The following is a 21,012-nucleotide window of genomic DNA, read 5'->3' on the forward strand; positions in this document are numbered from 1 at the left end:
GCCGGTCGAGGGTCGACCTGAGCGACGTGGCCGAGGTCGCGGTCGCTGTCCTCGCGGACGGCGACCGCCACGCGGGGGCGACCTACGAGCCGGCCGCCCCCGGCCGCCACCTCCTCACCTGGCTGCTCGGTCGGGAGCCGACGTCGTTCGCGCCGTTCGTGCGGCGGGAGGTCGAGGCTCTCGGCGGTGCGTGGGGAGGCCGGGACCGGCCTCCTGCCCGGTGGGGCCGGTCAGGGCAGGAGTTCGACGTAACCGTCGGCGCCGTGCACCCGGATCCGCTGACCGTCGCGGATCAGCCCGGTCGCCTGCTCCACGCCCACGACGGCCGGCAGGCCGTACTCCCGGGCGATCACCGCGCCATGGGTCATCAGGCCGCCCACCTCCGTCACCAGCCCGGTGATCCCCACGAACAGGGGCGACCAGCTGGGGTCGGTATGGGCGGTGACCAGGATGTCGCCCGGTTCGAGATCGGCCCGCGCCATGTCGAGGATGACGCGGGCCCTTCCCTCGACGGTCCCGGCGGAGACCGGCAGACCGACCAGGGCGCCGGCCGGCACGTCCTCACGCCGGTACGAACCGGTGACGGCCTCGCCGTCCGAGGTGAGCACCCGGGGCGGCCGGAGCGACTGGTACGACCGGAAGGCGTCCTTGCGCCGCTGGAGGAGCCGGCCGTCCACCCGGTTCGCGCGCACGACGTCGTGGAACTCCTGGAAGGTGAGGTAGAAGACGTCCTCCGCGTCAGGGAGCACGCCGGCCCGCACGAGGCGCCCGGCCTCCGCCAGCAGGGCCTGCTTGTAGACGAAGTAGCGCGCGACGATGCCGTACTTCGGGTACTCCCGGTACCCGATGAAGGTGCGGACCCGGTCGATCATCGCCTTGGCCTCGTCGGCCTTCCGGTCCCCGTCGGGCAGGGCCCGCAGGCGTGACAGCACGTCCTGCTCCTTCTCCAGCGCCCGCTGCCGCCCCTCCTCGAAGCGGCGTGCGGCGGCGCCCGGTGCGAAGTTCCTGACGTTGTCGAGGATCACCGGCACGAGGGTGGCGGGACGCTCGCGCCACCGCGGCCTCGTGATGTCGATCTCGGCGACGCAGCGCATGCCGTAGCGGTCGAGGTAGGCCCGGATCGCGTCCCGCGCGGCGGTGCCGCCGGGCACCTTCGCCAACTCGTCCAGGAAGCCCCCGCCCTGGACGTCCCCGCCTTGGACGCCCTCGTCGTGGACGCCCTGGAGGAACGCCACCACCTGCGGCAGCGGGCGGATCACGTCCGCCACGTCGAGCAGCGCCAGTCCCATCTCGGAGGTGACGTTGCCGGGGGCGGACAGCGTGAGCGTGTCAGCCGCGTTCTTCTCGCCCAGCCACTCTCGCAGGTTGTCGTTGAGCCACCAGGTGGCCTCCATCCCCGCCATGATCGCCTGCATGTTCAGCGGATCGGCGAGGACCCGCTTGTGCTCGTCGAAGGCCTCCAGCAGGAAGTCGAAGAGCGCCGGTCCTGTCTTCGTCCGGATGTCGCGCTCCAGCGCGGCGACGGACGCCTCGCTGCGCTCGACCAGGCCGGTGACCACGGCCGGATCGGTGGCGATCGGGGTGGGCGCGCCGCCGGACGGCGCCCCGCCGGGACGCGGACCGGGACGCGCGCCGGGAGCGGCCTCGGGCGGCGTGGGGACGAAGTCGCCGCGGCCGAGGACGGTTTCCAGCGCGTCCCTGGTCAGCGGATCGGACCTCCCGACGAGGTCCAGGAGGGCGGCGCGGCTCGCGGGCGAGGCGAGGCGCGCGGTGGAGTCGACGAAGAGCCTCCCGCCGGCCTCGAACATCGGCGCCATCGCGGTGAGCCGCCACATGGAGAGCCCCAGCGGCTTCATGGCGTCGGTCATCATCTGCTGGTGACCGACGGAGAGGTAGACGCGGTTCTCCCGGTCGTCGCGCTCGGGAACGGGGAACAGCGTGGTGATCGGCCGGCTCTGGACGATCCTGAACCCGTCCTCCACCAGGCACCACTCGATGTCCTGCGGGCAGCCGAAGTGCGCTTCGATCCGCCGGCCGAGCCGTACGAGCCGCAGGACCTGCGCGTCGGTCAGCGCGGGCTCTCCCTGCCGCCGCGGGTCGACCGGCACGTCCCGGGTGCCGCCGCCCGGGAGGGCGTGGACGGCGCGCTGCTTGGCCCTGATCGTCCTGGCGACGACCTCGTCCTCCCGCACCGTGAACACGTCCGGGTCCACCAGGCCGGAGACCAGCGCCTCGCCGAGGCCGAAGCCGGCGTCCACGGTGGCGGCCTTCCGGTTGCCCGTGACGGGGTCGGCGGTGAACAGGACGCCGGCCGCGTCCGGGAAGACCATCCGCTGCACGACCACGGCCATGTCGACCGCGGCGTGGTCGATGCCGTGCCGCCGGCGGTAGGCCACGGCGCGCTCGGTGAACAGCGAGGCCCAGCACCGGCTGATGTGGCGGAGGACGGCCGCCGGGCCGATGACGTTCAGGTACGTGTCCTGCTGGCCGGCGAAGGAGGCCGTCGGCAGGTCCTCCGCCGTCGCGCTGGAGCGGACCGCGTAGGCGCCCTGCTCGCCGAACCGGACGAGCGCGCCGGTGATCGCCGCCGCGAGACCCTCCGGGACGGGAGCCTCCTCGACGGCTTGGCGGAGCCGCGCGCCGAGCGTGCGGGTCCCCTCCCGGTCGCCCGCGTCCACCCGGGCCAGCCGGTCGAGCAGGTCGCGGACCGACGGCACATGGTCCGCGACCAGCCGGAAGGCGTCCGTCGTCACGCAGAAGCCGTCCGGGACGCTGATGCCCTCGATCCGCGACAGCCCGCCCAGGTGCGCTCCCTTGCCTCCGACGAGCGCGACCTGCGTCTCGTCGGCCTCCCGCAGATCCACGACATACCGCTCGCTCATCGCGACACCTCCCGATCGGTCGACGTTCTCGCGGGGCGCGGTCCCGCGTACTGATTCGACGTCACCGCGTCCCCCGTGGGCCGGCTCCGACACACGCACGTAGTGGCCTCATTTCCGCAGGTGGTGGCATGAGTCGACGATTCTGCGCCACGACCGGGGCCTTGCCGCAAGCCCCCCCTTGCGCTATAAGTTGAGACAGGCAAGGAGAGAGGACTCTCCTTGCCTTTGTGTTTCCCCCGGCCGAAGGCGCGGCCTCCGCCGGGGCGCCCCCCGGCACTCGATGTCAGTAACGACTGGGTCACTTCGAGCCCCCGGCGGTGATCGCGCTGCGACGATCGCCCGCACGAACAGCACCAAAGGGGGAGGGACCCATGCACGTCCGCAGAATCGTGGCGATCGTCGCTTTACTCGCCGCCGGTACCGCAGGAGCGGCCGCCTGCGACCCGGACACCGCGACCAGGAGCGGCCCGACGACCAGCGTCGCCGCCCAGCCCGCCACGAGCGCCACCGCCGACCCGGGCACCCCGGTGCCGAACTTCGTCGGCATGGGCCTGCAAGCCGCCCAGGACGCCGCGCAGGCCAAGGGCTTCTACGACCTGCACTCGCACGACGCGAGCGGTCAGGGCCGCCACCAGATCTGGGATCGGGACTGGACCGTCTGCGACCAGACACCCGGGGCCGGCTCCACCGCGCCCGCCGGCGCGAAGATCGACATGGGCGCGGTCAAGACCGACGAGACCTGCCCCGGCGCGTCCGCGACCACGGCGCCTTCGCCGTCCCCCTCGCCCACCCCGGCGACCGCCTCGCCGCGCCCGAAGCCCCACCCGACACCGACCCACCACACGGCCACCCACCACGCCGCCGCCGTCACGAGCGGTGCGGGCGGCGGCGGCTCATCGTCCGGCGGCGGCAGCGACACCTCCACCGAGCCGCCGGTGGACGACCACGGCGGGGCGACCGCCCTGTGCAACGACGGCACGCTCTCCTTCTCGGCCCATCACCGGGGCACCTGCTCCCACCACGGCGGCGTCGCCGAGTTCTACCAGTAGGTTCCGGCGTTTCGAGCTTCGCCGTTCGGAGCGCCGCCGGCTCGGTCGCGGCGGTACGGTCCTGCGCGGCGGTCGATCGTCGCGTGCGCGGCGCGGTCGAGGTGACCGTGCCGCGCACGCGGCTCGTCCGGCCGGTCGGCGCAGGTCAGTTGACGGGGCCGGCCACCTCGTGACCGTTCCTGTCCCAGACGAGCACCTCGGCCTTCCAGCCGGGACCGTCGTAGAACCAGCCGCCGGAGTCGGTCCCGGTGGTCAGGATCGTGACGTCCTCCTCCGCCGACCAGGTGCTGCCCTTGTACGAGCGGTACAGCGCGACCTCGCAGCCGTTGGAGGCGCCGCTCGAGTACCAGCGCATGTAGTCGTGCGCCGGCGACCCCTGGAGCTGGACCTGCTCGTACACATGGCAGGTGATGTCGTAGTTGATCACGTAGCCGGCGGCGTGTGCCGGCGCCAGCGCCGCCGCTGTCGCATACCGACCCCCGCGACCAGCACTCCGGTCCGCTTCGCCACGCGTGACGTGATGGACATGGATAGCCCTCCCCTCAGAACGGCGCATCGCGCCGGGCACGAAACGTGCCTGATCAGTGCCGCTCTTTCCCCCACGGCACGAACACGGCCGCCACGCTATGTTCCGTGGACGGCGGAGGGATTTCGTCCGCCGGGCGCTGTCCCGAACTCGCCGCACGATGACCAAAGATCGCCGCTGACGCACTCGTTCCGCACAGGCCGGGCCGCGAACGGCTCCCGGTGGTCAGCGCAGGCGCGCAGAGGAGGCCGGGAGGGGGCGGCGCTCGACGCGGGCGGCCATCCCGGGGTACTCCACGACCAGTCCGTCCTCGTCCAGCACCAGATCGGCGCGGTAGCCGCCCGACGCGTACCGCACATGCCGCGGGGCCAGGTGGGTGTACGTCTGGACCGACGGGAGCACCGTCAGGTCGGGCACCCGCACCCAGGCCATCAGGAACGTCCGCTCGCTCCCACCCTGGTGCAGGCCGTGCCGGAGCACCGGCATCGTGTTGGTGACGGGACACAGCCCGAGATCGCAGTCGAGGGCGCCGTCCAGTCCCTCCAACGGCTCGGCGCCCGCCGTCCAGCCGCCGTCCGGCGCGCGCCGCAGATCCAGCTCGCGCACCCCGGCGGCCGTCTCGGCGGTCACCCGCAGCCGCCGGGTGACGAAGTCAGCCCCGGTCTCCAACTCGTAGGACAGCCAGTACGGTTGCGGCAGCAGCCCGGCCGCGCGCCCGCGCGCACGCAACGTCCCGCCGCCGAGGTCGAGCCACGCCGTCTCCAGCCCGTCGCTCTCCGAAACCCGCCAGGTCAGCATCTCGGCCATCACCCCACCCTACGGGGATCCGGCCGTGCGGTGACCCCGGCCGGGGGCCGCCTCTCAGTGGTATCCGGCCGCCGCCTTGTCGCAGCGCGCGCAGAGCTTGTCCTTCAGGTGATCGCCCAGGGGGTACCAGGTGTCGAAGGAGTCGGTGGGGATGTCGCCCTGGACGTGCAGGAGGTCGTCGGTGGCCATGTCGCACAGGGTCCGGTCCGCCGACAGACCCGCGGCGTCGATCTCCGCCGCGTGCACGGTACCGATGCCGGCCGCGGCGCCCACACCCCCCATCGACTGGTGCGTGTCGACGGCGTCTTCGTATAGGGCCGCGAGTCCGTTCATGATCCGAGGCTAGGTTCCCCGGGCGCGGTGCGCTCGCCGGGCGGGCCGAACAGGGGACTGCCAGGACGAGGCGCGGGCGCCCCGGGGCCATGACCAGGCCGGGGGCGGCTGGCGCTGGGGGACGGAGTCGGCCACGGCGGACGGCGCCGTGGCCACCGCCCGCCGTGGCCGCGGCACCCGGCTGCCGTCGCTCAGTCGCTGATGAAGGCGCGGTAGACGGTGCTGACCGTCTGGTTGCCTCCGGTGTCGGTGACGCGGGCGCTGAGGGAGATCTCCGTGTCGGCCTTCTGCGCGGGCAGGCTGGTGGCCCATCCGGCGGCCGTGCGGGTGACGGTCAGCGGATGCCAGCTGCGTCCGCCGTCGGTGGAGGCGAAGACCTCGACCTGCTGCACGGTCGAGGGCCACAGCGGCACGCCGGCGCGGGTGGCGGTTCGGTCGAGCGTCAGCGGGATCGCCGTGGCGCGGCCGGTCATGGTGCGGTTGTACAGGTCGAGGCCGGCGGGCAGGAAGCGCGTCAGGAAGGCGGGCGGCACCGCGTTCGAGGTGGGTCCGGCGTGGAAGGAGAAGGCGGCGTCGGTGGCCGTCGACATCATCCCGGTCGGCAGCGACTCGCCGTCGACGTGCCGGAAGGCGTGGACCTTCAGCGTGTACGCGGCCGAGGCCGTGACCGGCGCGGTGAAGGTCGCCGGGCCCTTGACGGACGGCGAGGTGCCCAGACCGGTCCCGGTGGCCACCTGCTTCCCGTCGCGGTAGAGCGTCGCGGTCGCGTTGATCGTGTTGTCGCCGCCGGGGACGATCGGGTCGGCGACCATCCCGGAGGTGTCGAAGCCGAGCCGGCCCTTCTGCACCCACGGCAGGTAGCGGACCGGACCCCACACGGCCCGTCCGAACTCCAGCGTGGTGCTGCCGCCGGACGTGACGGTCGTGGTGGCGCGCCAGTAGTCGCCGGTGGAGTCGTCGCTGAACTCCCAGGCGCCCGGCGTGGTGCGGGTGACGCGCTCGAAGGGGACGTAGCCGGGCTCCGGCGGCGCGTACAGGTTCTGCTCGCACCCGGAGCCCTGCGGCCGCGGCAGGAGGCGGACGACGCTCGCCTCCTGCGTGGACGGCCCGTACAGGACGGTGGCGGTGACGGTCCCGGTCGAGGCGACGGGCACGGTGACCGGGTCGCCGGTCAGCGGGACCGTCCCGGCGGCGGCGTACGCGTCCCCGGCCGAGTCGCCGCCCGGCGTCCAGTTGGAGAGGTAGCCCAGTGCGACGTGCGGGTCGTCGTTCGGGATGACGAAGACCATGCCCTGACCCGCGTTGCTCATCGCGAAGTCGTCGGTGTTCCGGCCGTCGACGCAGACGCGCCCGGCGATGGCCTGCACGTGGTTCCCGCCCGAGACACCGGTGTCGGTGTCGACCTTCAGCTCGCGGCCCTGGCGGGCGTCGACGGTGACCGCCGTGGTGGCGCCGTCGGTGACCGTGACGACGCGGCCTCCCAGGGTGACATGGACGGGGTCGCCGTCGAAGGACCGGGTGAGCAGCGCGTACCGGCCGGCCGGCAACGCGGCGGGACTGCCGCTCATCACCTCGCGGGCCGCGGCCCCCGGGGCGTCCAACGGAACGGCCGCCACCTGCACGTCGAACGGCTGGCCCTGCCGGTCGAGCATGGTGACGTCGAGCGATCCGGTGGCCGCGGCGGCCGGTCCCGCGGTGCCTGCGATGACCGCGGGCACGACCACCGCGAGCGCGGCGGCGAGCGCCCCCACGCGTCCTGCACCTGTTCTGCTGCCTGGAATGTCTCTCACGACAACCCTCCCCCTCGACGGTTCGTGTCCGTTGAGACAGCCCAAGGGCCCGCAGGGTTGCCCTGGGGAGCGGAACGGGCACGCTCCGCGCCGAGCGGGCTCCGGCGAGGGCGCGTACCGGCGGTGACCGCGGCCCTCACCGGCCTCGCGCACCCGGCCGCACCGGGCGACCTGACGGATCGCCCGACGGATCGCCTGACGGATGGGCGGCCAGGCGGGTACGGATCTCGGCGGCCAGCGGGGAGTTCAGCTCCTCGGCCATGGCCAGCGCCTGGTGCCAGCAGGCCACCGCCGACTCCGGCTCCGCGCGGGCGAGATGGATCTGGCCGAGCAGGTCCAGGGTCTGGGCCTCGCCCGAGCGGTCGCCGCTGGTCCTGCGCCGCTCCAGTGCCTGCCGTCCATGGGCCAGCGCCTGCCCGGTGCTGCCGGCCGCGAGGTGGGCGCGGGCCAGGGACTCCAGCACGCTGCCCTCCGCTCGGCGCTCGTCCCAGCCGCGGAACATGGCGAGCGCCTGCTTGAGGGCCGCCATGCTCTGCGGCAGCATGGCCGCGTCGCAGTACAGCTCGCCGAGGTTGGCCAGCGCGATGGCCTCGCCCTGCGCGTCCGCGGACTCCCGGCAGATCCCCAAGGAGCCCTGCTGGCAGTGGATGGCCTCATCGAGCCGGCCCATCCGCCGGTAGGTGTTGCCGAGGTTCGTGAGCACGCCCGCCTCCCCGCTGCGGAACCCGGTCTCGCGCATCAGGTCGAGCGCCGCACGGAAGTGGCCGACCGCTGCCGGGTAGTGCCGCAGGTCGTGCTCCGCGACGCCGAGGCCCACGAGCAGCCGCGCCTCGGCCAGCCGGTCGCCGAGCAACCGCGCGCTGGGAAGGGCCAGTTCGAGACAGGCGATCCACTCCGCCCAGTGCCCGCGGGTCTCGTAGAACCCCCACAGGAAGCGGGCCAGCTGCCAGGCGTGCCGGTGCCGCCCGGCCCGCGCCGCCGCCTTGATCAGCGGTCCGAAGCTGCCGCGTTCGGAGTCGAGCCACTCCAGTGCCGCGTCCCGGTCCGCGAACATCGGTGCCGCGCCCTGTTGTTCGGCAAGGGGCTGTTCGGTGTGGTGCTGTTCGGCGTGGTGCTGTTCGGTGCCGGGCTGCCGGTCGCCGGGCTCTCCGCTGCCGGCCGGTCCGGTGGCCCGGTCGAGCCGCTGCGGGCGCAGTCGCTCCTCCGCGCCGTCCACCGCCGCCAGGTAGACGTCCAGCAGCCGGTCCAGGGCCGCGCCGCGGTCCGTGTCGTGCTCCGTCCGCCGGCACTCGCGGGCCGCGTACATCTTGAGCAGGTCGTGCAGCCGGTAGCGGCCGGGCCGGGGCGCGTCGAGCAACTGGCAGTCCACCAGCCCCTCCAGCAGCCGGTCGGCCGCGGTCGGCGCGGTTCCGGCGAGCGCGGCCGCGGCGTGCAGCCCGATCTCCGTCCCGGGGAAGAGGCCGAGCAGCCGGAAGGTCCGCTGCTCCGCCGGTTCCAGCGAGCGGTAGGACAGCGCGAACGCGGCGGCCACGCTGCGGTCCTCCGCGGCGAGTTCGTCCAGCCGCCGGTCCTCGTCGTCCAGCCGGTCCCGCAGGTGCGCCAGGCTCCACGCGGGCCGGTGCCGCAGGCGGGCCGCGGCGATCTGCACGGCCAGTGGCAGTCCGCCGCAGGCGCGCACCACCTGGTCGGCGGCCGCGGGCTCGGCGGCGACCCGGTCGGCGCCGGCGACCGCGCCGAGCAGGGCGATCGCGTCCGGCCGCGACAGCATCTCCAGGCTCAGGACCTCGCCGGCGTCCAGGCCGGAGAGCCGGCGCCGGGAGGTGACGAGGACCAGCGACGCGGCGGCCCCCGGCAGCAGCGGCCGCGCCTGGCGGGCGTCCACGACGTTGTCCAGCACCAGCAGGCAGCGGCGCCCCACCAGCAGGGACCGCCAGAGCGCCGCGCGGTCGTCCAGCTCGGCCGGGACGCGCTCGCCGGGGACGCCCGCCGCGAGGAGCAGCTTCTCCAGCGCCTCGGCCGCGGTCAGCGGCACTCGGCCGGGCGTGTGTCCGTACAGGTCGAGGTAGAGGCGGACATCCGGGTAGCGCGGCTCCAACTGCCGTGCCGCGTGCACGGCCAGAGTGGTCTTGCCGACCCCGGCCATGCCGTCGATCACGCACACCCCGGCCCGCTCGGCGACCGAGGCGATCCGGCGGATCTCGGCCTCCCGGCCGACGAAGTGGCCCGCGCCGCGGGGAAGGTTGGCCCATGGCGCCGCCAACGCCCTCTGGGCGAGAGCCGCTTCACTCCCGGGCCGGGATCTGAGGCGGGCGGGCCCGCTCCCCTCGTCCCGCACCGCGCGCATATCCTCGTCCCGTACCGCGCGCATGCCCTCGTCCGGCACGGGACGAGGTCCGCCCGACCACGGTCCGGCTCCCGCGTGCCCGCCCGGCGCCGCGTCGTCCAGCAGCGAGGGGTCCGACGCCACGATGCGCTGTCGCAGCGAGCCCAGGTGGGGCCCGGGGTCGAGTCCCAGCGCTTCGGCCAGCGCGTCCCGGGCACGGTCGAAGGAGGCGAGCGCGTCGGCCTGGCGGCCGTCCCGGTAGAGGGCCAGCATCAGTTGGGCCCAGGTGCGTTCGCGCAGCGGCTCCTCGTCGGCCAGCCGGCGGGCCGCGTCGGTCGCCTCGTCGTCGCGCCCCTGGGCCAGCAGGACGTCGATCCGGTCACCGGCGACCGACTGGCGCTGCTCGGTGAGCCAGGAGCGCTGTGTGCCGGCGAACGGCCCCGGCACCCCGCCCAGCGGCGGCCCCTCGAACAGGTCGAGCGCCTCGCGGAGCAGCCGCTCGGCCGACGCGTTCCGGCCCGCTCGCCACTCCGCACGCCCTCTGTCCCTGAGTTGTTCGAAGCGCGCGAGGTCCGACGCCTCGGGGAGCAGCAGCAGCCGGTAGCCCGACGGATGCGACTGCAGGTGGCGGCCCGGCGAACGGCGCGGCCTGCCCGGGTCCAGCACGCGGCGCAGCCCGGCGACGTAGGTGTGCAGTCCGCCCGCCGGATCGCTCGGCAGGTCCTCGCCCCACACGGCGTCGATCAGGTCGCCGCGGTCGACGATCTGGTTGCGGCGCACCGCGAGCACGGCGAACACCGCGCGCTGAAGCGGCGGTCCGAGCGACGGCTCGCGCGCACCGACGAACGCGCGCGCCGGCCCCAGCAGCCGGACCGACAGTCGTGGCTCCGCCTCGTCGCCCACACCACCCCACCCCCGCCCCCGAGTTCGCGGTACGCGCAGACCGCGCGGCTCCCGCGCCGTCCGCGCGGGCGTCATCCAGACGACGTCCAGAGCGCCTTGCCAGGATGCCCGCCACATGGGACGAGTGGAAAGTCAGGAGCGAGATGGTGTTGATCAGACTCCCGAAGACGGCAGGGCGGCGGACGGCGGGGCGTGCACGGCGAGCCGTGCGGCTGCTGGCGTCCGCGGTGTCCGCGGTCGCGCTGGGGGCCCTGGGGGTGGCCGGTGCGCCGGCCGCGCACGCGGGACCGCAGCCCGTGCCGTGGGTGTACTACGCCGGTGACGACGGCGCGCTGTGGGGCTTCACCCAGCAGGCGAACGGCAGTTGGACGACCGCCGCGCCCCAGGGGCCGACCGGCGCGACGCTCGCGGGCGCCCACCTGGCCGCGGCCCGGATCGACGGCGGCTCGCCGTCGGTGTTCTTCGTCGGCGTCGACGGGGCGATCTACCAGGACTGCCCGCTCCTCGCGCGGCCGCTGGCGATCACCGCGACGGGTCAGGCCCCGGCGGGAGCGGCGCTCACGGCCGAGGCGGCGGGCCAGCAGATATCCGTCACCGTCGCGCGCCAGCGCGCGCAGGGCAAGACCGCCCGGGCGGCGGCGCCGCTGGAGATCAGCAACCCGTGCTCGCCGCCGGTGCACATACGGTTCAACACGTCCACGGCGTACGCGGGCGGCGCGATGGCGTCGGTGGGCACCTCCGACGGTTATCACGACGTGTTCTTCGTGGACACCGCGGGAGCGGTGCGGGTGCAGTCCCAAGGGCCGCAGAGCGGCACCGTCACCGAGAAGGCGGTGATCGCGCCGGGCACCGCCAAGCCGGGCGGCGGGATATCCGTGGTCGACACGCAGGCGCTGGGCGTCCCGAACAGCGCCCTGACGCTCTTCTTCACCGGGCATGACGGCCGGGTGCAGGTCGCCCACCTGACGGAGCAGGGCGTGCTGACCGGCTCCCCGAAGCCCAACACCACCGGGCCGGCGGACGTCCCGGACGGCGCGCCCCTGTCGGCCGCCGTCGGCGCCAAGGGCCTCGCCGTCGGGTACGCGACGACCGACGGCGCGTTCTCGGTGGCCTACCTGTCTCCGACGGGCGCCTGGCAGAACACCTACCGGGCCGGGCAGGCCGGCGACCTCGCGGCGGGCGCTCCGTCAGCGGTCACCGCCGCCTCCGACGGCGACTACGACTGGTACTGCGGCAACGGGATACGGGTGCCCGTCCACCTGCACGGCCCGCTGCCGGGACCGAAGTGGGGGTCGGTCGGCCAGCCCAACGTGGTGATCGGCGCGTCCTTCGCCGCGGCCTGACCCTCCCTCGGCGCGCCGCCCCTCGACGCGCCGCCACGGCCGCGCACCACGCCGTGGCGCCGGCGGCCACCCGCCCGGGACGGACGTACCCGGGCGGGTCGGCCTTCAGGTCTCCTTGGAGACCAGCCGGTGGAGGCCCTTGCGGTCGTAGTACCGGGTCAGGGCGAACCCGAAGGCCAGCGCGACGGCGAAGCCGACGCCGATCATGGCCCAGCCGCGGGCGAGGCCGGCGTCGGCGCGGGCGTCGAAGTAGAGGATGGCCCGCACGCCGCCGGTGACCTGGCGGAAGGGTTCGAAGAGGGCGAGAAAGCGGTAGAAGCCGGGGACGGCCTGGAGGGGGACCGTCGCGCCGGAGGACGGCAGGGCCAGGGCGATGAACACGAACATGGACACCACCTGGCCGATTCCGCCGAAGGCCGCGTTGATCGCCTGCACGCCCAGGCCGACCGTCAGGCTGGCGCAGTACGAGAAGATCCACAGCAGCGGGATGTGCGAGGCGTCCATGCCCAGGACGGCGATGGTGGCGATCATCGTCAGGCCGGTGGTGAGCAGGACGATGCCCGCCGTCATGATCATTTTCAGGAGGAGGGTCTGCGTGCGGCTGATCGGGACCGTGGGACGGCGCGAGTGCCACGGCCCGATCTCGTTGTCGGTGTAGCCGAGACCGGCGTCGACCCCGTTGTTGATGATGTTCCCGCCCACGAACGCGGTGAGCACCAGGAGCAGGGTGTAGTAGAAGGCCGTCAGGCCCAGGCCGCTGTGCCGGCCGATGGGGTGACCCGGCCGGACCACGACGGCGACGGGGTCGGCCAGCAGCGCGCGCAGCGTCGGGTTGGCGCCGCCGGCCGCCGCGCGGGCCGTCAGCTGACGGCCGATCATCAGGGAGCCGCGGCGCGCCGCGCCCTGCGAGATCTGACTGGCCAGCGACGAGCCGAGGCTGCCCAGCCCGGGATTGGTCAGGACGGTGAGGGTGGGCCGCGCGGTGGCCAGGGCGGTCGTCAGGGCCCTGACCGACCCGCTGAAGCCGGCCGGGACCACCAGGGCGCCGTAGACCTTGCCGGAGGCCAGTTCGTCCTGCATCCGGGTCTGGTCCAGCCGCCGCCACCGCACCGCCGTCGACGGGGTCGACGCGGTGATCGCCCGGCTCAGCTGCTCGCCCACCGGCTGCTGCTGGCCCGGCAGCGGCGGGCCCTGGTCGTCGTCGACCAGGGCGATGGGCAGCCGGTGCAGGCTGTCGTCGGGATGGACGATGCCGCCCATGTAGAGCAGCGAGAGGAACAGCGCCACCAACGAGGCCAGGACGGCCGGCACCAGCCAGAGCCTGGCGTGGCGCGCCACCACGACCGCGCGGGCGCCCGACGGTCGCTGCCCCGAACCCGCTGCGGTCATGGCACTCCGTCCGGCTCCGAGGCAACGGCCCACTGGTCTGCGCTGAGGTCGACGGCAGGGCGCCGCCGCCACCGCGCCCGCAGCCCACCTCCAGCCCACCTCCGTCGGCAGGCCGGCGCACCGGAGGGCTCCGCCGCCGACGATAGCCCTCCCGCCACCGGCCTCCCCGCCACGACACGGACGCGGCGCGACCGGGACCGGGACCGGGACCAGCACCTCTCGCGGTACGCGCGCTGCGGCAGACGCGCGCGATCGAGCCTGGCGTTCGGTTGGTCAGCAGGCGGCGTTCAGCCGGCGGACACCCTGTTTCCACGTTCTGTCAGCAGAGTTCGACCTCGTGCCTACTTCTACTTCGCGCGCCGGCGTCGGCTCCGTGTGCGCCGCGGTCCTGGCCGTCTCGGGACTCCTCTTCACGGGGCTGCTCGCCGCGCAGCCGGCAGCGGCCGCGGATCCGGCCGGCTACCAGAACGTACGGATCAACGAGGTCACCTCGTCGAACAACGACACGGTGGAGCTGTACAACACCGGCGCGACGGCGGTGAGCGTCAGCGGCTGGAAGATGTCCGACGACGGCTTCTCGCCGCAGTCGTTCAGCCCGTCCGCCGGCACGATCGCGGCCGGCGGGTTCGTCACCTTCAACTCGCCCAAGGGTCTGGGCGACTCGGACAAGCTGGTGATCTACACCTCCGGCGGCACGGTGGTCGACCGCGTCGACTGGGCGACCGGCAAGGCGAAGCCGGCGATGGCGCGTTGCGGCGGCGACGGCACCGGGGCGTGGGTGACGACGACCGCGGCGACCACCTTCGGCGCCGCGAACGCCGCGGGCTGCCCCTCCTCGATCCCCGCGGCGAGCAAGGTGCGGATCAACGAGGTCACCTCGAACGGCTCGGACACCGTGGAGCTGTACAACGGCGGGACGAGCGCGGTCGGCATCGGGTCGTGGAAGTACGTCGACGGCGACACCGGCCACTCGGCGGCCTCGATCTCGTCCTCCTCGCCGAGCGCGACGACCATCGCCGCCGGCGGCTACGCCACCTTCGACTCCACCCTCGGCCTGGGCGACAACGACTCCGTCGTCCTCTTCGACGACAAGGGCGACACCGTCGACTCGGTGACCTGGGCAACCGACGGCGCCATGCCGTCGGACGAGCGCTGCGCCGACGGCGCCGGCTGGTTCAGGACCGCCACGACCGCGACGCTCGGCGCCGCGAACTCCTGCTCGGGCAGCGGCGGCGGCACCGGCGGCACCGGCGGCACCACCGGCGGCGGCACGGGCGGCACCACCGGTGGCGGCGGTGGCGGTCAGCCCGGCCAACTGCTGGGCGGCGGCGGCTCGCTGACCAGCGGCTGCACCCCCGAGGCGCCGGGCGGTACGGGTTCCACCCCGGCGGGCACCCTCGCCTGGCCCGGCGGCCAGGACGTCACGATCGCCGACAACGTCTGCGCGTTCACCACGTCCACCGGCCCCGAAGGCCGTGACCTGAGCGGTCTGGCGTTCGACCCGGCGCACCCGTCGACGCTGTGGGCGGCCAAGAACAAGAACTGGCTGTACAAGCTGGTCAAGAGCAACGGCAAGTGGGTCCCCGACCCGTCGTGGAGCGCGACCGGCAAGCAGATCCGCTTCGCGGGCGGCTCCGGCGAGCCGGACTCCGAGGGCCTGACCGTCGGCGCCAACGGCCACGTCTACGTCAGCTCCGAGCGTGACAACACCAAGAACACGGTCCCCAAGGACACGATCATGGAGTTCGACCCCGCCGCGACCGGATCGACGCTCACGCCGGTCCACCAGTGGGACATGACCTCGCAGTTCCCGCAGCTGAACACCGGCAGCAAGGACGACGCCAACCTGGGCTTCGAGGGCGTCGGATACGTGCCGGACAGCTGGCTGACCGCGGGCGGCTGGGTCGACCCGCTCACCGGCGCCGCCTACAACCCGGCGAACTACCCCCTGCACGGGTCGGGCCTGTTCTTCGCCGGCCTGGAGTGGGACGGCTCGCTGCACGTCTACGGCCTCAACTCCGACGGCTCGTTCACCACGTTCGGCGCGATCACGACCGGCGAGCGCTCGGTGATGGACGTGTCCTTCGACGCCGTGACCCAGCGCCTCGTCGCCAGCTGCGACAACACCTGCGGCGAGACGCACACCTTCCTGAAGGTCAACGCCGCAGGCGCGATCGCTCCGGACGTCACCTACACGAACCCGGCCGTCATGCCGACCGACAACCTGGAGGGCTTCGCGATCGCGCCGGCCTCCACCTGCGTCAACGGTTCGCGGGAAGCGGTCTGGAGCGACGACGGCATCTACGGATTCGGCTCCAAGACCTCCTCCTGGGGGCACGCCCTCTACAGCGGGACGTTCCCCTGCTGATCCGCCGCCGGAAAGGCCGCGCCGATGGCCTGCCCCGTCCGGACACCGGACGGGGCAGGCCATCGGGGGCATCCGGCGCTGCCGGCGCCGGAGGTGAAGCTGGTTCGCCCAGGCCGGTGATCATCCTGATCGTCCGGGTCGCGGGCGACCCGCTCCGGCAGGTCAGAAGGGCGGGATCTGCTCGGGTACGAGTCCGGCCTGGCGGAGCAGGCCGTAGAGGTCGGTCTCGCCCCAGAACTCGACGATCCGTCCTTCGCTCAGCCGGTAGGACTTCACTCCCGTCATCGTGAGGTCCCGGCCGCTGCGGTCGTGGGTGTAGGTGAGAGTGAAAGCCGCGGTCACCCGGTCGCCGGCGGCGAACAGGTCGTCCACGCGCACGCGGCAGCCGGACAGCCCAGGAGTCAGCGCCGCTCCCTCGGGATGGTGCCGGCCCCGGCCGTGAAAGCCCGCGCCGTGCACGAGGACGTCCTCGGCGACCAGCTCTTCGAGTGCGGCGACGTCCTTCGTCTCGAAGACCCGAAGGTAGCGGCGGACGACCTCGGCGTTGCGCTCTTCGGCGGCTTCGGCGGCTTCGGCGGAGTCGGACATGGAGGAACCGTATCGATCGGCCGGCCGGACCGCCACCGCACTCCCGCCTGCCGCTGAACCTTTCCGGGTCTCGTACCCGTTGTGAGGGGTGGAGCCCGCGCCGCGACCGACCCAGACGCGCACACCTCACCCGTCCGTGGCGGGGCTTCAGGACGCAAGTCATCGACGGGGGACATCACTTGACCTGTCATCAGGGCATGTCACCGTTCCGATGCCGGCGTCCGACCAACCTCCCCCGTCGGACACGTCATGACCATCCGCGGCCGGGCTCCGGCCCGTCATGACTCCCCTGAAAGAGAGTTTCGATGACATCTGTGCTGAAGCGCTCACGCATGGCCCTCGTGGCCATCGCCGCGGCGTTGTCGGTGTTCGTCTTCACGAGCGGTACGGCCTACGCCGCGCAGCCCGGTGAGGAGAACACGTGGCACGCCGAGGGGGTCACGTCCCACGGTGACATGACCGACGCCCGGAACCAGCACGGCGACCACGTCCAGGTGTGGCGGGGCCTCGACGACAACCTGATCCACATCCGCGTCAACAGCGGCCCGCAATACGTCCTCCCCGACGCGCAGACGGACGCCACCCCGCAGGTCGTCACCACGGGCACCCAGCTCTTCACGGTGTTCCACACCGGGACGAACGGCTACGTCTTCGAGATGCCCATATGGGTGGACCTGGACTCCCAGGAACCGCTGATCATCTCAGGGTGGAACCAGATCCCGCAGGGCGTGCGGACCACGGCCGACCGCTCCGTGTCCGTCGCCGTGCTGGGCGGCGCCGATCTGTACATGGCCTACCGGAGCGCCACCGACAACCAGCTCTACGGCGTGTACTACAACAGCGTGAACGGCGGATGGTGGGCGCCGGCGCCGATCACCGGCGCGACGAGCACCTCGTCTCCCTCGGTCGCCTTCAGTGCGCCGGCGCAGGCGATCGTCGTCGTCTACCGCGGCGCCACCACCAACCTCGTCTACCTGACCCGGCAGACCTACGGCGACCCCGCCGGCGCCTGGACGCGGAGCGTGACGGTGGGACAGGCGACGACGGACGCGCAGCCCGCGGTGGCGTTCGCCTCCGACGGCGCCGGACAGGTCGCCATTCGCGCGCTGCGCGACCACCGGATCCAGCTGGTTCCCGTCAACGAACGCGGTGCGACCGGAGCGTGGACCGACGCCGTCGGCGACATCATCGCCGCCTACGGGCCCTTCCTCGTCGCGCTCGGGACCGCCTTGTACATCCACGCCACGAACGACGCCTACTTCGACGTGTTCTACAAGCGGACCCGCCGGTGACCCCAGCCGTTCGGCGCTGAGCGCGGCCTTCCGCGCCGGCTGCCGCCCGCGCACCCCCGTCCGCTGCCGCGGGCCGACCGGCTGCTCTGCGGTCGGCCCGCGGCCGGTGCCACGCGGTCACGACGCCGGCGGGCCGTGCCCGGCGATGCCCGCGCGGCGTCCACCCGCTACCGTGAGGGCATCCGGGAGAAACCGGGCCCGGAGGCCCGATCTGCTGGGCGGATCGTCCCTAGGAGCACGCATGCCGTACACCGTCGACTTCGAGAACGTCTCCACGACCGGCCTGGAGTCGAGCCCGGTCGCGGAGAGCCTCGCGGGTCTGCGCGCCAACGAGGCGCGCTATCTCCGGAACAAGTTCGCGCACGTGTTCACCGTCAGCCCGGCGGCCGAAGCGCCGGAGGTGGTCGACTGGGTGCACGGCATCCTCGCCGAGGAGCGCGACCTCGTCATCTCCTCCCGTCCGCTCGAGGCGACGTCCTTCGAGGTGGACGGCATCCGGATGGCCTACGTGTTCTACGAGTCCGGCCTGTCGATCAACGTGATGTACACCGTCGAGGACGGGCAGAAGCGCGCCGTCGGCTTCAAGCTGTCGGAGGGCATGGAGGTGCCGGAGGAACTCGCCTCCCGCTTCAAGTTCGCGCGCCAGAAGTCGAAACTGGCGGGCGTCATCCGCGGCTCCTACTTCGTGATCAAGGGCGAGCACTGACCGCGCGCCCCAGGACGAAGTCGCGGACGCCGTCCGCGAACGCCTCGGGCTCCTCGACATGTCCCATGTGGCCGCTGTCCTCCAGCACCAGCAGCCGCGCGTCGGGGATCAGCTCGTCCAGTTCTCGGCCCCACCGGATGCCGCAGATCACGTCGTGCCGGCCCACCACGACCAGCGCCGGGACCGTCAGTCCCTTGAGCGCGGTGCGATCGTCCACGACGTCCGGGGTGAGGTCCTCGTCCAGGCCGGAGATGTACGAGGCCCGGACCGCGTCGCGGAACGGCGCGTACCGCTCCTCGTCGCCCCAGTAGTCGGCGAAGTACGAGGGCAGCACGCCCTTGGCGACCGCCTCGGTCTGCTCGTCGTTCGTCATGCCGGACATGGCGCCGAACGCGGCCATCACCGCGGGCAGCCCGGGGTGGCCGGCGTGCCGCGCGGCGAAGGCCTCGACCATGCGGCCGGCCTCCGCGGCGTGCTCGGGACCCGTGACGGGCGCGCCCTCGTACAGCACGACACCCGCCACCTGCTCGGGGCGGTGCACGGCGTGGTAGGCGGCCACGAACGCACCGTGCGAGTGTCCCAGCAGGTGGACCCTCGCCAGGCCGAGCCGGTGGATGAGTATCTCCAGGAACAGGCTGTAGCGCTCCCGGGTGTACCCGTGGGGGTGCGAGGGGAGCCGGCTGTCGTCCGCGGTGCCGATCGGCTCGACGTACACCATGGTCAGGTGCTCTTCGAGGAGGGGTGTGCGCAGGTACTCCCAGAAGATGCCGGGCCCGCCGGGGAGGGCCACGCAGACCGGGCCGCTGCCGTGGACGTGGTAGCGCTGGACCAGACCCTCCACCCGGTAGGTGTGGACCCCGGGGGCCAGCGGGCCGGTGCCTCGTACCGGGCCGTCGCCGGACACGCTCGACGTGCTCATCGGAACCTCCATGTGGTGCGTTCGTGGCAGTGACACCGACAAGACGCCGCGCGGGGGAGGAAGTTCGATCGCCCAGGTGTGACCTGGGGCACCTTCACGGACGTGGTGTGTGCACCAGCGAGATCCGGTCGACGCGGCCGCCGGCCAGCGTCATGATCCAGGCGACGCCCGGGGGGCAGTGGTCCGGACGGTCGGGCGGGTTGACCAGGTCCATCTCCCAGACGAGCAGGGACCGGCCGGCCACGATGTGCACGGGTCGCTGACGTATCCCCAGGGCGAGGTCGCCGTCCATGCCCGCCAGCAGGAGGCCGGCGCCGCCGAGCCGTTCACCGCCGGCCAGCAGCGCGACGTCGGGGGAGTAGCGGTCCTTGAGCACCTTGCCGAACTCGCCGCGCTCGGCGGCCGCGAGGGTCGCGTACGCCTCCTGCCAGCTGTCCTCCGTACGCCGCAGCGCGTCCTCGTGCCGGGTGTCGGCGGTGGCGGCCAGCGCGCCGGCCAGCGTCGCGCGGGCCTGGCTCAGCCGGCTGCGCACGGTGCCGACGGGAACCCCGCAGGCTTCGGCGATCTGCTGGTAGGAGGTGGTCCCGGTGGCGAAGTAGCGCAGGACGACGGGCAGGCGCAGCGTCGGTGTCAGGGACTCGACGGCCTCCCAGATCCAGTCCCGCAGGGCGTGGTCCTGCAGCGCCCGCTCCGGAGTGGCGCGGTCCGGCGGCAGCGGCACCTCCGCCACGGGCTCTGCCCGCCGGGACGCCCTGAGCAGGTTCCGGCAGCTGTTGCGTACGACCATGCGCAGCCACGCACCCGCGGATGCGGGGTCCCGGACGTCGGTGATCCGCCGCAGCGCGACCAGCGCCGCCTCCTGCAGCACGTCGTCCACGTCGGGGCCCGGCCCCAGCACGCCGAGGGCCACCGCCCGCATACCGGGGCGGTGCCGCTCCAGAAGCAGCCCCAGGGCCGACACGTCACCCGCCTGCGCGGCCCGGGTCAGCGCCGCGTCCTGCGCCGGCCCGGCGTCTCCCGACATCGCGCTCATGCCCGCTCCCTCCCTGCGCTCACGCCTCGGGGCCGCCGAGTACCCGAGCGGCGGCGGCGTCCCAGTCGACGCCGGCGAGTTCGGCTCCCGCGGGGACGGCCTCGTAGACGCGCTCCAGCCACCGTGCCAGCGGCGCCGCGGGCAGCTCGAACAGGGCTGCCATGTCGCCCGAGGCGAGCCGCAGCCAGGCGGTGTCCCGGCCGGCCCGGTTCGACGGCCACATCTTCACGTCGCCGAGGCCGCTCATCGAGTGCAGCCCCTGTTCGAGGAGGTCGCGCCCGATGTGCCACCGGACGCGGGGGCCGCCGTCGACGACGAGGTCCAGGCAGACGGTGAAGGGCGACCGCGCGGCGTCGAACCGGAACTCCGCCCTGACCGCCTGCCGTGCGGTGATGTCCAGCAGACGCTCGATGTCCAAGGTCAGCCGGGAACGGCCGTACGAGGCCGGACGGCGGTCCCGGACTCCTGATTTGTCGACGCTCATGTCGGGTGGGTCCTTCTCTGTGACGGAGTTCGGTGCGCCCTACTGTCGTCGCCGCGGGGCCGCGGCACATAGGTAAGTTGACTGTCCGGCTGGACGTGCCGCGACGGTGCTCCGGCCGCCGGCTGCGTCATGCACGCCGGTCCGCCGCGCCGACCGACCGCCGCGCGCGGCGTCAGGACGACGTGCCGACCCCTCGCAGCAGCGTGTCGACCACGACGTCCGCCGCCTGCCCGGCGCTCAGCTCGGGCATCTCCCGCGACACCAGGTGCATCAGCTG

Annotated in this window: 16 protein-coding genes and 1 pseudogene; 5 read left to right on the top strand and 12 right to left on the bottom strand. The window is 73.3% G+C overall.

Going from position 1 to position 21,012, the window contains the following annotated elements:
* Positions 1-230: 230 nt before the first annotated feature.
* Positions 231-2,882 (bottom strand): rifamycin-inactivating phosphotransferase, encoded by a 2,652-nt coding sequence (gene rph / locus V2S66_RS14420; protein WP_330795324.1) that lies wholly within the window; start codon positions 2,880-2,882, stop codon positions 231-233.
* 371 nt (positions 2,883-3,253) lie between these two features.
* Between rph and V2S66_RS14425 the strand changes: the two genes are divergently transcribed.
* Positions 3,254-3,931 carry a DUF3761 domain-containing protein gene (locus tag V2S66_RS14425; RefSeq protein ID WP_330795326.1) on the top strand — a complete coding sequence of 226 codons (678 nt, stop codon included), beginning with the start codon at positions 3,254-3,256 and terminating at the stop codon, positions 3,929-3,931.
* A 145-nt stretch (positions 3,932-4,076) separates the two neighbouring features.
* Here V2S66_RS14425 and V2S66_RS14430 read toward each other — a convergent pair whose 3' ends face one another.
* The 5 genes from V2S66_RS14430 to V2S66_RS14450 all read right to left on the bottom strand — a co-directional run bounded on the left by V2S66_RS14430 (position 4,077) and on the right by V2S66_RS14450 (position 10,613).
* The gene (locus V2S66_RS14430) at positions 4,077-4,358 is read right to left on the bottom strand and encodes a hypothetical protein (protein WP_330795328.1); all 282 of its coding nucleotides are present in this window, start codon (positions 4,356-4,358) and stop codon (positions 4,077-4,079) included.
* 324 nt (positions 4,359-4,682) lie between these two features.
* Positions 4,683-5,264, bottom strand: a complete 582-nt coding sequence (locus V2S66_RS14435; protein WP_330795329.1) for a putative glycolipid-binding domain-containing protein — start codon at positions 5,262-5,264, stop codon at positions 4,683-4,685.
* Positions 5,265-5,318: 54 nt separating this feature from the next.
* Complete coding sequence (locus V2S66_RS14440; protein WP_330795331.1) at positions 5,319-5,597, bottom strand: hypothetical protein; 279 nt, start codon at positions 5,595-5,597, stop codon at positions 5,319-5,321.
* Between the two features lie 191 nt (positions 5,598-5,788).
* Positions 5,789-7,348, bottom strand: coding sequence for a hypothetical protein (locus V2S66_RS14445; protein WP_330795333.1), 1,560 nt, complete (start codon positions 7,346-7,348; stop codon positions 5,789-5,791).
* Positions 7,349-7,523: 175 nt separating this feature from the next.
* Positions 7,524-10,613: an AfsR/SARP family transcriptional regulator gene (locus V2S66_RS14450; RefSeq protein ID WP_330795335.1), complete on the bottom strand. Its 3,090-nt coding sequence runs from the start codon at positions 10,611-10,613 to the stop codon at positions 7,524-7,526.
* Between the two features lie 206 nt (positions 10,614-10,819).
* Here V2S66_RS14450 and V2S66_RS14455 point away from each other — a divergent pair, with 206 nt between their 5' ends.
* Positions 10,820-11,956: a hypothetical protein gene (locus tag V2S66_RS14455; protein ID WP_330795337.1), complete on the top strand. Its 1,137-nt coding sequence runs from the start codon at positions 10,820-10,822 to the stop codon at positions 11,954-11,956.
* 105 nt (positions 11,957-12,061) lie between these two features.
* Here the strand turns inward: V2S66_RS14455 and V2S66_RS14460 are convergent, their stop codons facing one another.
* Positions 12,062-13,345, bottom strand: a complete 1,284-nt coding sequence (locus V2S66_RS14460; RefSeq protein WP_330795339.1) for a YhgE/Pip domain-containing protein — start codon at positions 13,343-13,345, stop codon at positions 12,062-12,064.
* A gap of 337 nt (positions 13,346-13,682) precedes the next feature.
* Between V2S66_RS14460 and V2S66_RS14465 the strand changes: the two genes are divergently transcribed.
* Positions 13,683-15,713 carry a lamin tail domain-containing protein gene (locus V2S66_RS14465; protein ID WP_330795341.1) on the top strand — a complete coding sequence of 677 codons (2,031 nt, stop codon included), beginning with the start codon at positions 13,683-13,685 and terminating at the stop codon, positions 15,711-15,713.
* 162 nt (positions 15,714-15,875) lie between these two features.
* Here V2S66_RS14465 and V2S66_RS14470 read toward each other — a convergent pair whose 3' ends face one another.
* A complete protein-coding gene (locus V2S66_RS14470) occupies positions 15,876-16,301 on the bottom strand; it encodes an ester cyclase (RefSeq protein WP_330795343.1) in 426 nt (141 codons plus the stop codon).
* A gap of 305 nt (positions 16,302-16,606) precedes the next feature.
* On the opposite strand from V2S66_RS14470, the gene V2S66_RS14475 reads away from it, so the two are divergent.
* Complete coding sequence (locus V2S66_RS14475; RefSeq protein WP_330795345.1) at positions 16,607-17,593, top strand: PLL family lectin; 987 nt, start codon at positions 16,607-16,609, stop codon at positions 17,591-17,593.
* A 241-nt stretch (positions 17,594-17,834) separates the two neighbouring features.
* Positions 17,835-18,299, top strand: a complete 465-nt coding sequence (locus V2S66_RS14480; RefSeq protein ID WP_330795347.1) for a phage tail protein — start codon at positions 17,835-17,837, stop codon at positions 18,297-18,299.
* On the opposite strand, the gene V2S66_RS14485 is transcribed toward V2S66_RS14480, so the two are convergent.
* The 4 genes and pseudogenes from V2S66_RS14485 to V2S66_RS14500 form a co-directional block, all read right to left on the bottom strand.
* The gene (locus V2S66_RS14485; RefSeq protein WP_330795349.1) at positions 18,283-19,218 is read right to left on the bottom strand and encodes an alpha/beta fold hydrolase; all 936 of its coding nucleotides are present in this window, start codon (positions 19,216-19,218) and stop codon (positions 18,283-18,285) included. The two genes, V2S66_RS14480 and V2S66_RS14485, sit on opposite strands and share 17 nt — an antisense overlap.
* Positions 19,219-19,312: 94 nt before the next feature.
* Positions 19,313-20,251, bottom strand: a complete 939-nt coding sequence (locus V2S66_RS14490) for an RNA polymerase sigma factor (protein WP_330795351.1) — start codon at positions 20,249-20,251, stop codon at positions 19,313-19,315.
* Between the two features lie 19 nt (positions 20,252-20,270).
* Complete coding sequence (locus V2S66_RS14495; protein ID WP_330795353.1) at positions 20,271-20,735, bottom strand: SsgA family sporulation/cell division regulator; 465 nt, start codon at positions 20,733-20,735, stop codon at positions 20,271-20,273.
* A 172-nt stretch (positions 20,736-20,907) separates the two neighbouring features.
* Positions 20,908-21,012, bottom strand: a pseudogene (locus V2S66_RS14500) (TetR family transcriptional regulator); the annotation flags it as partial.

Origin of the sequence: Actinacidiphila polyblastidii (genome assembly GCF_036353415.1) — a bacterium.
GTDB lineage: Bacteria > Actinomycetota > Actinomycetes > Streptomycetales > Streptomycetaceae > Actinacidiphila > Actinacidiphila polyblastidii.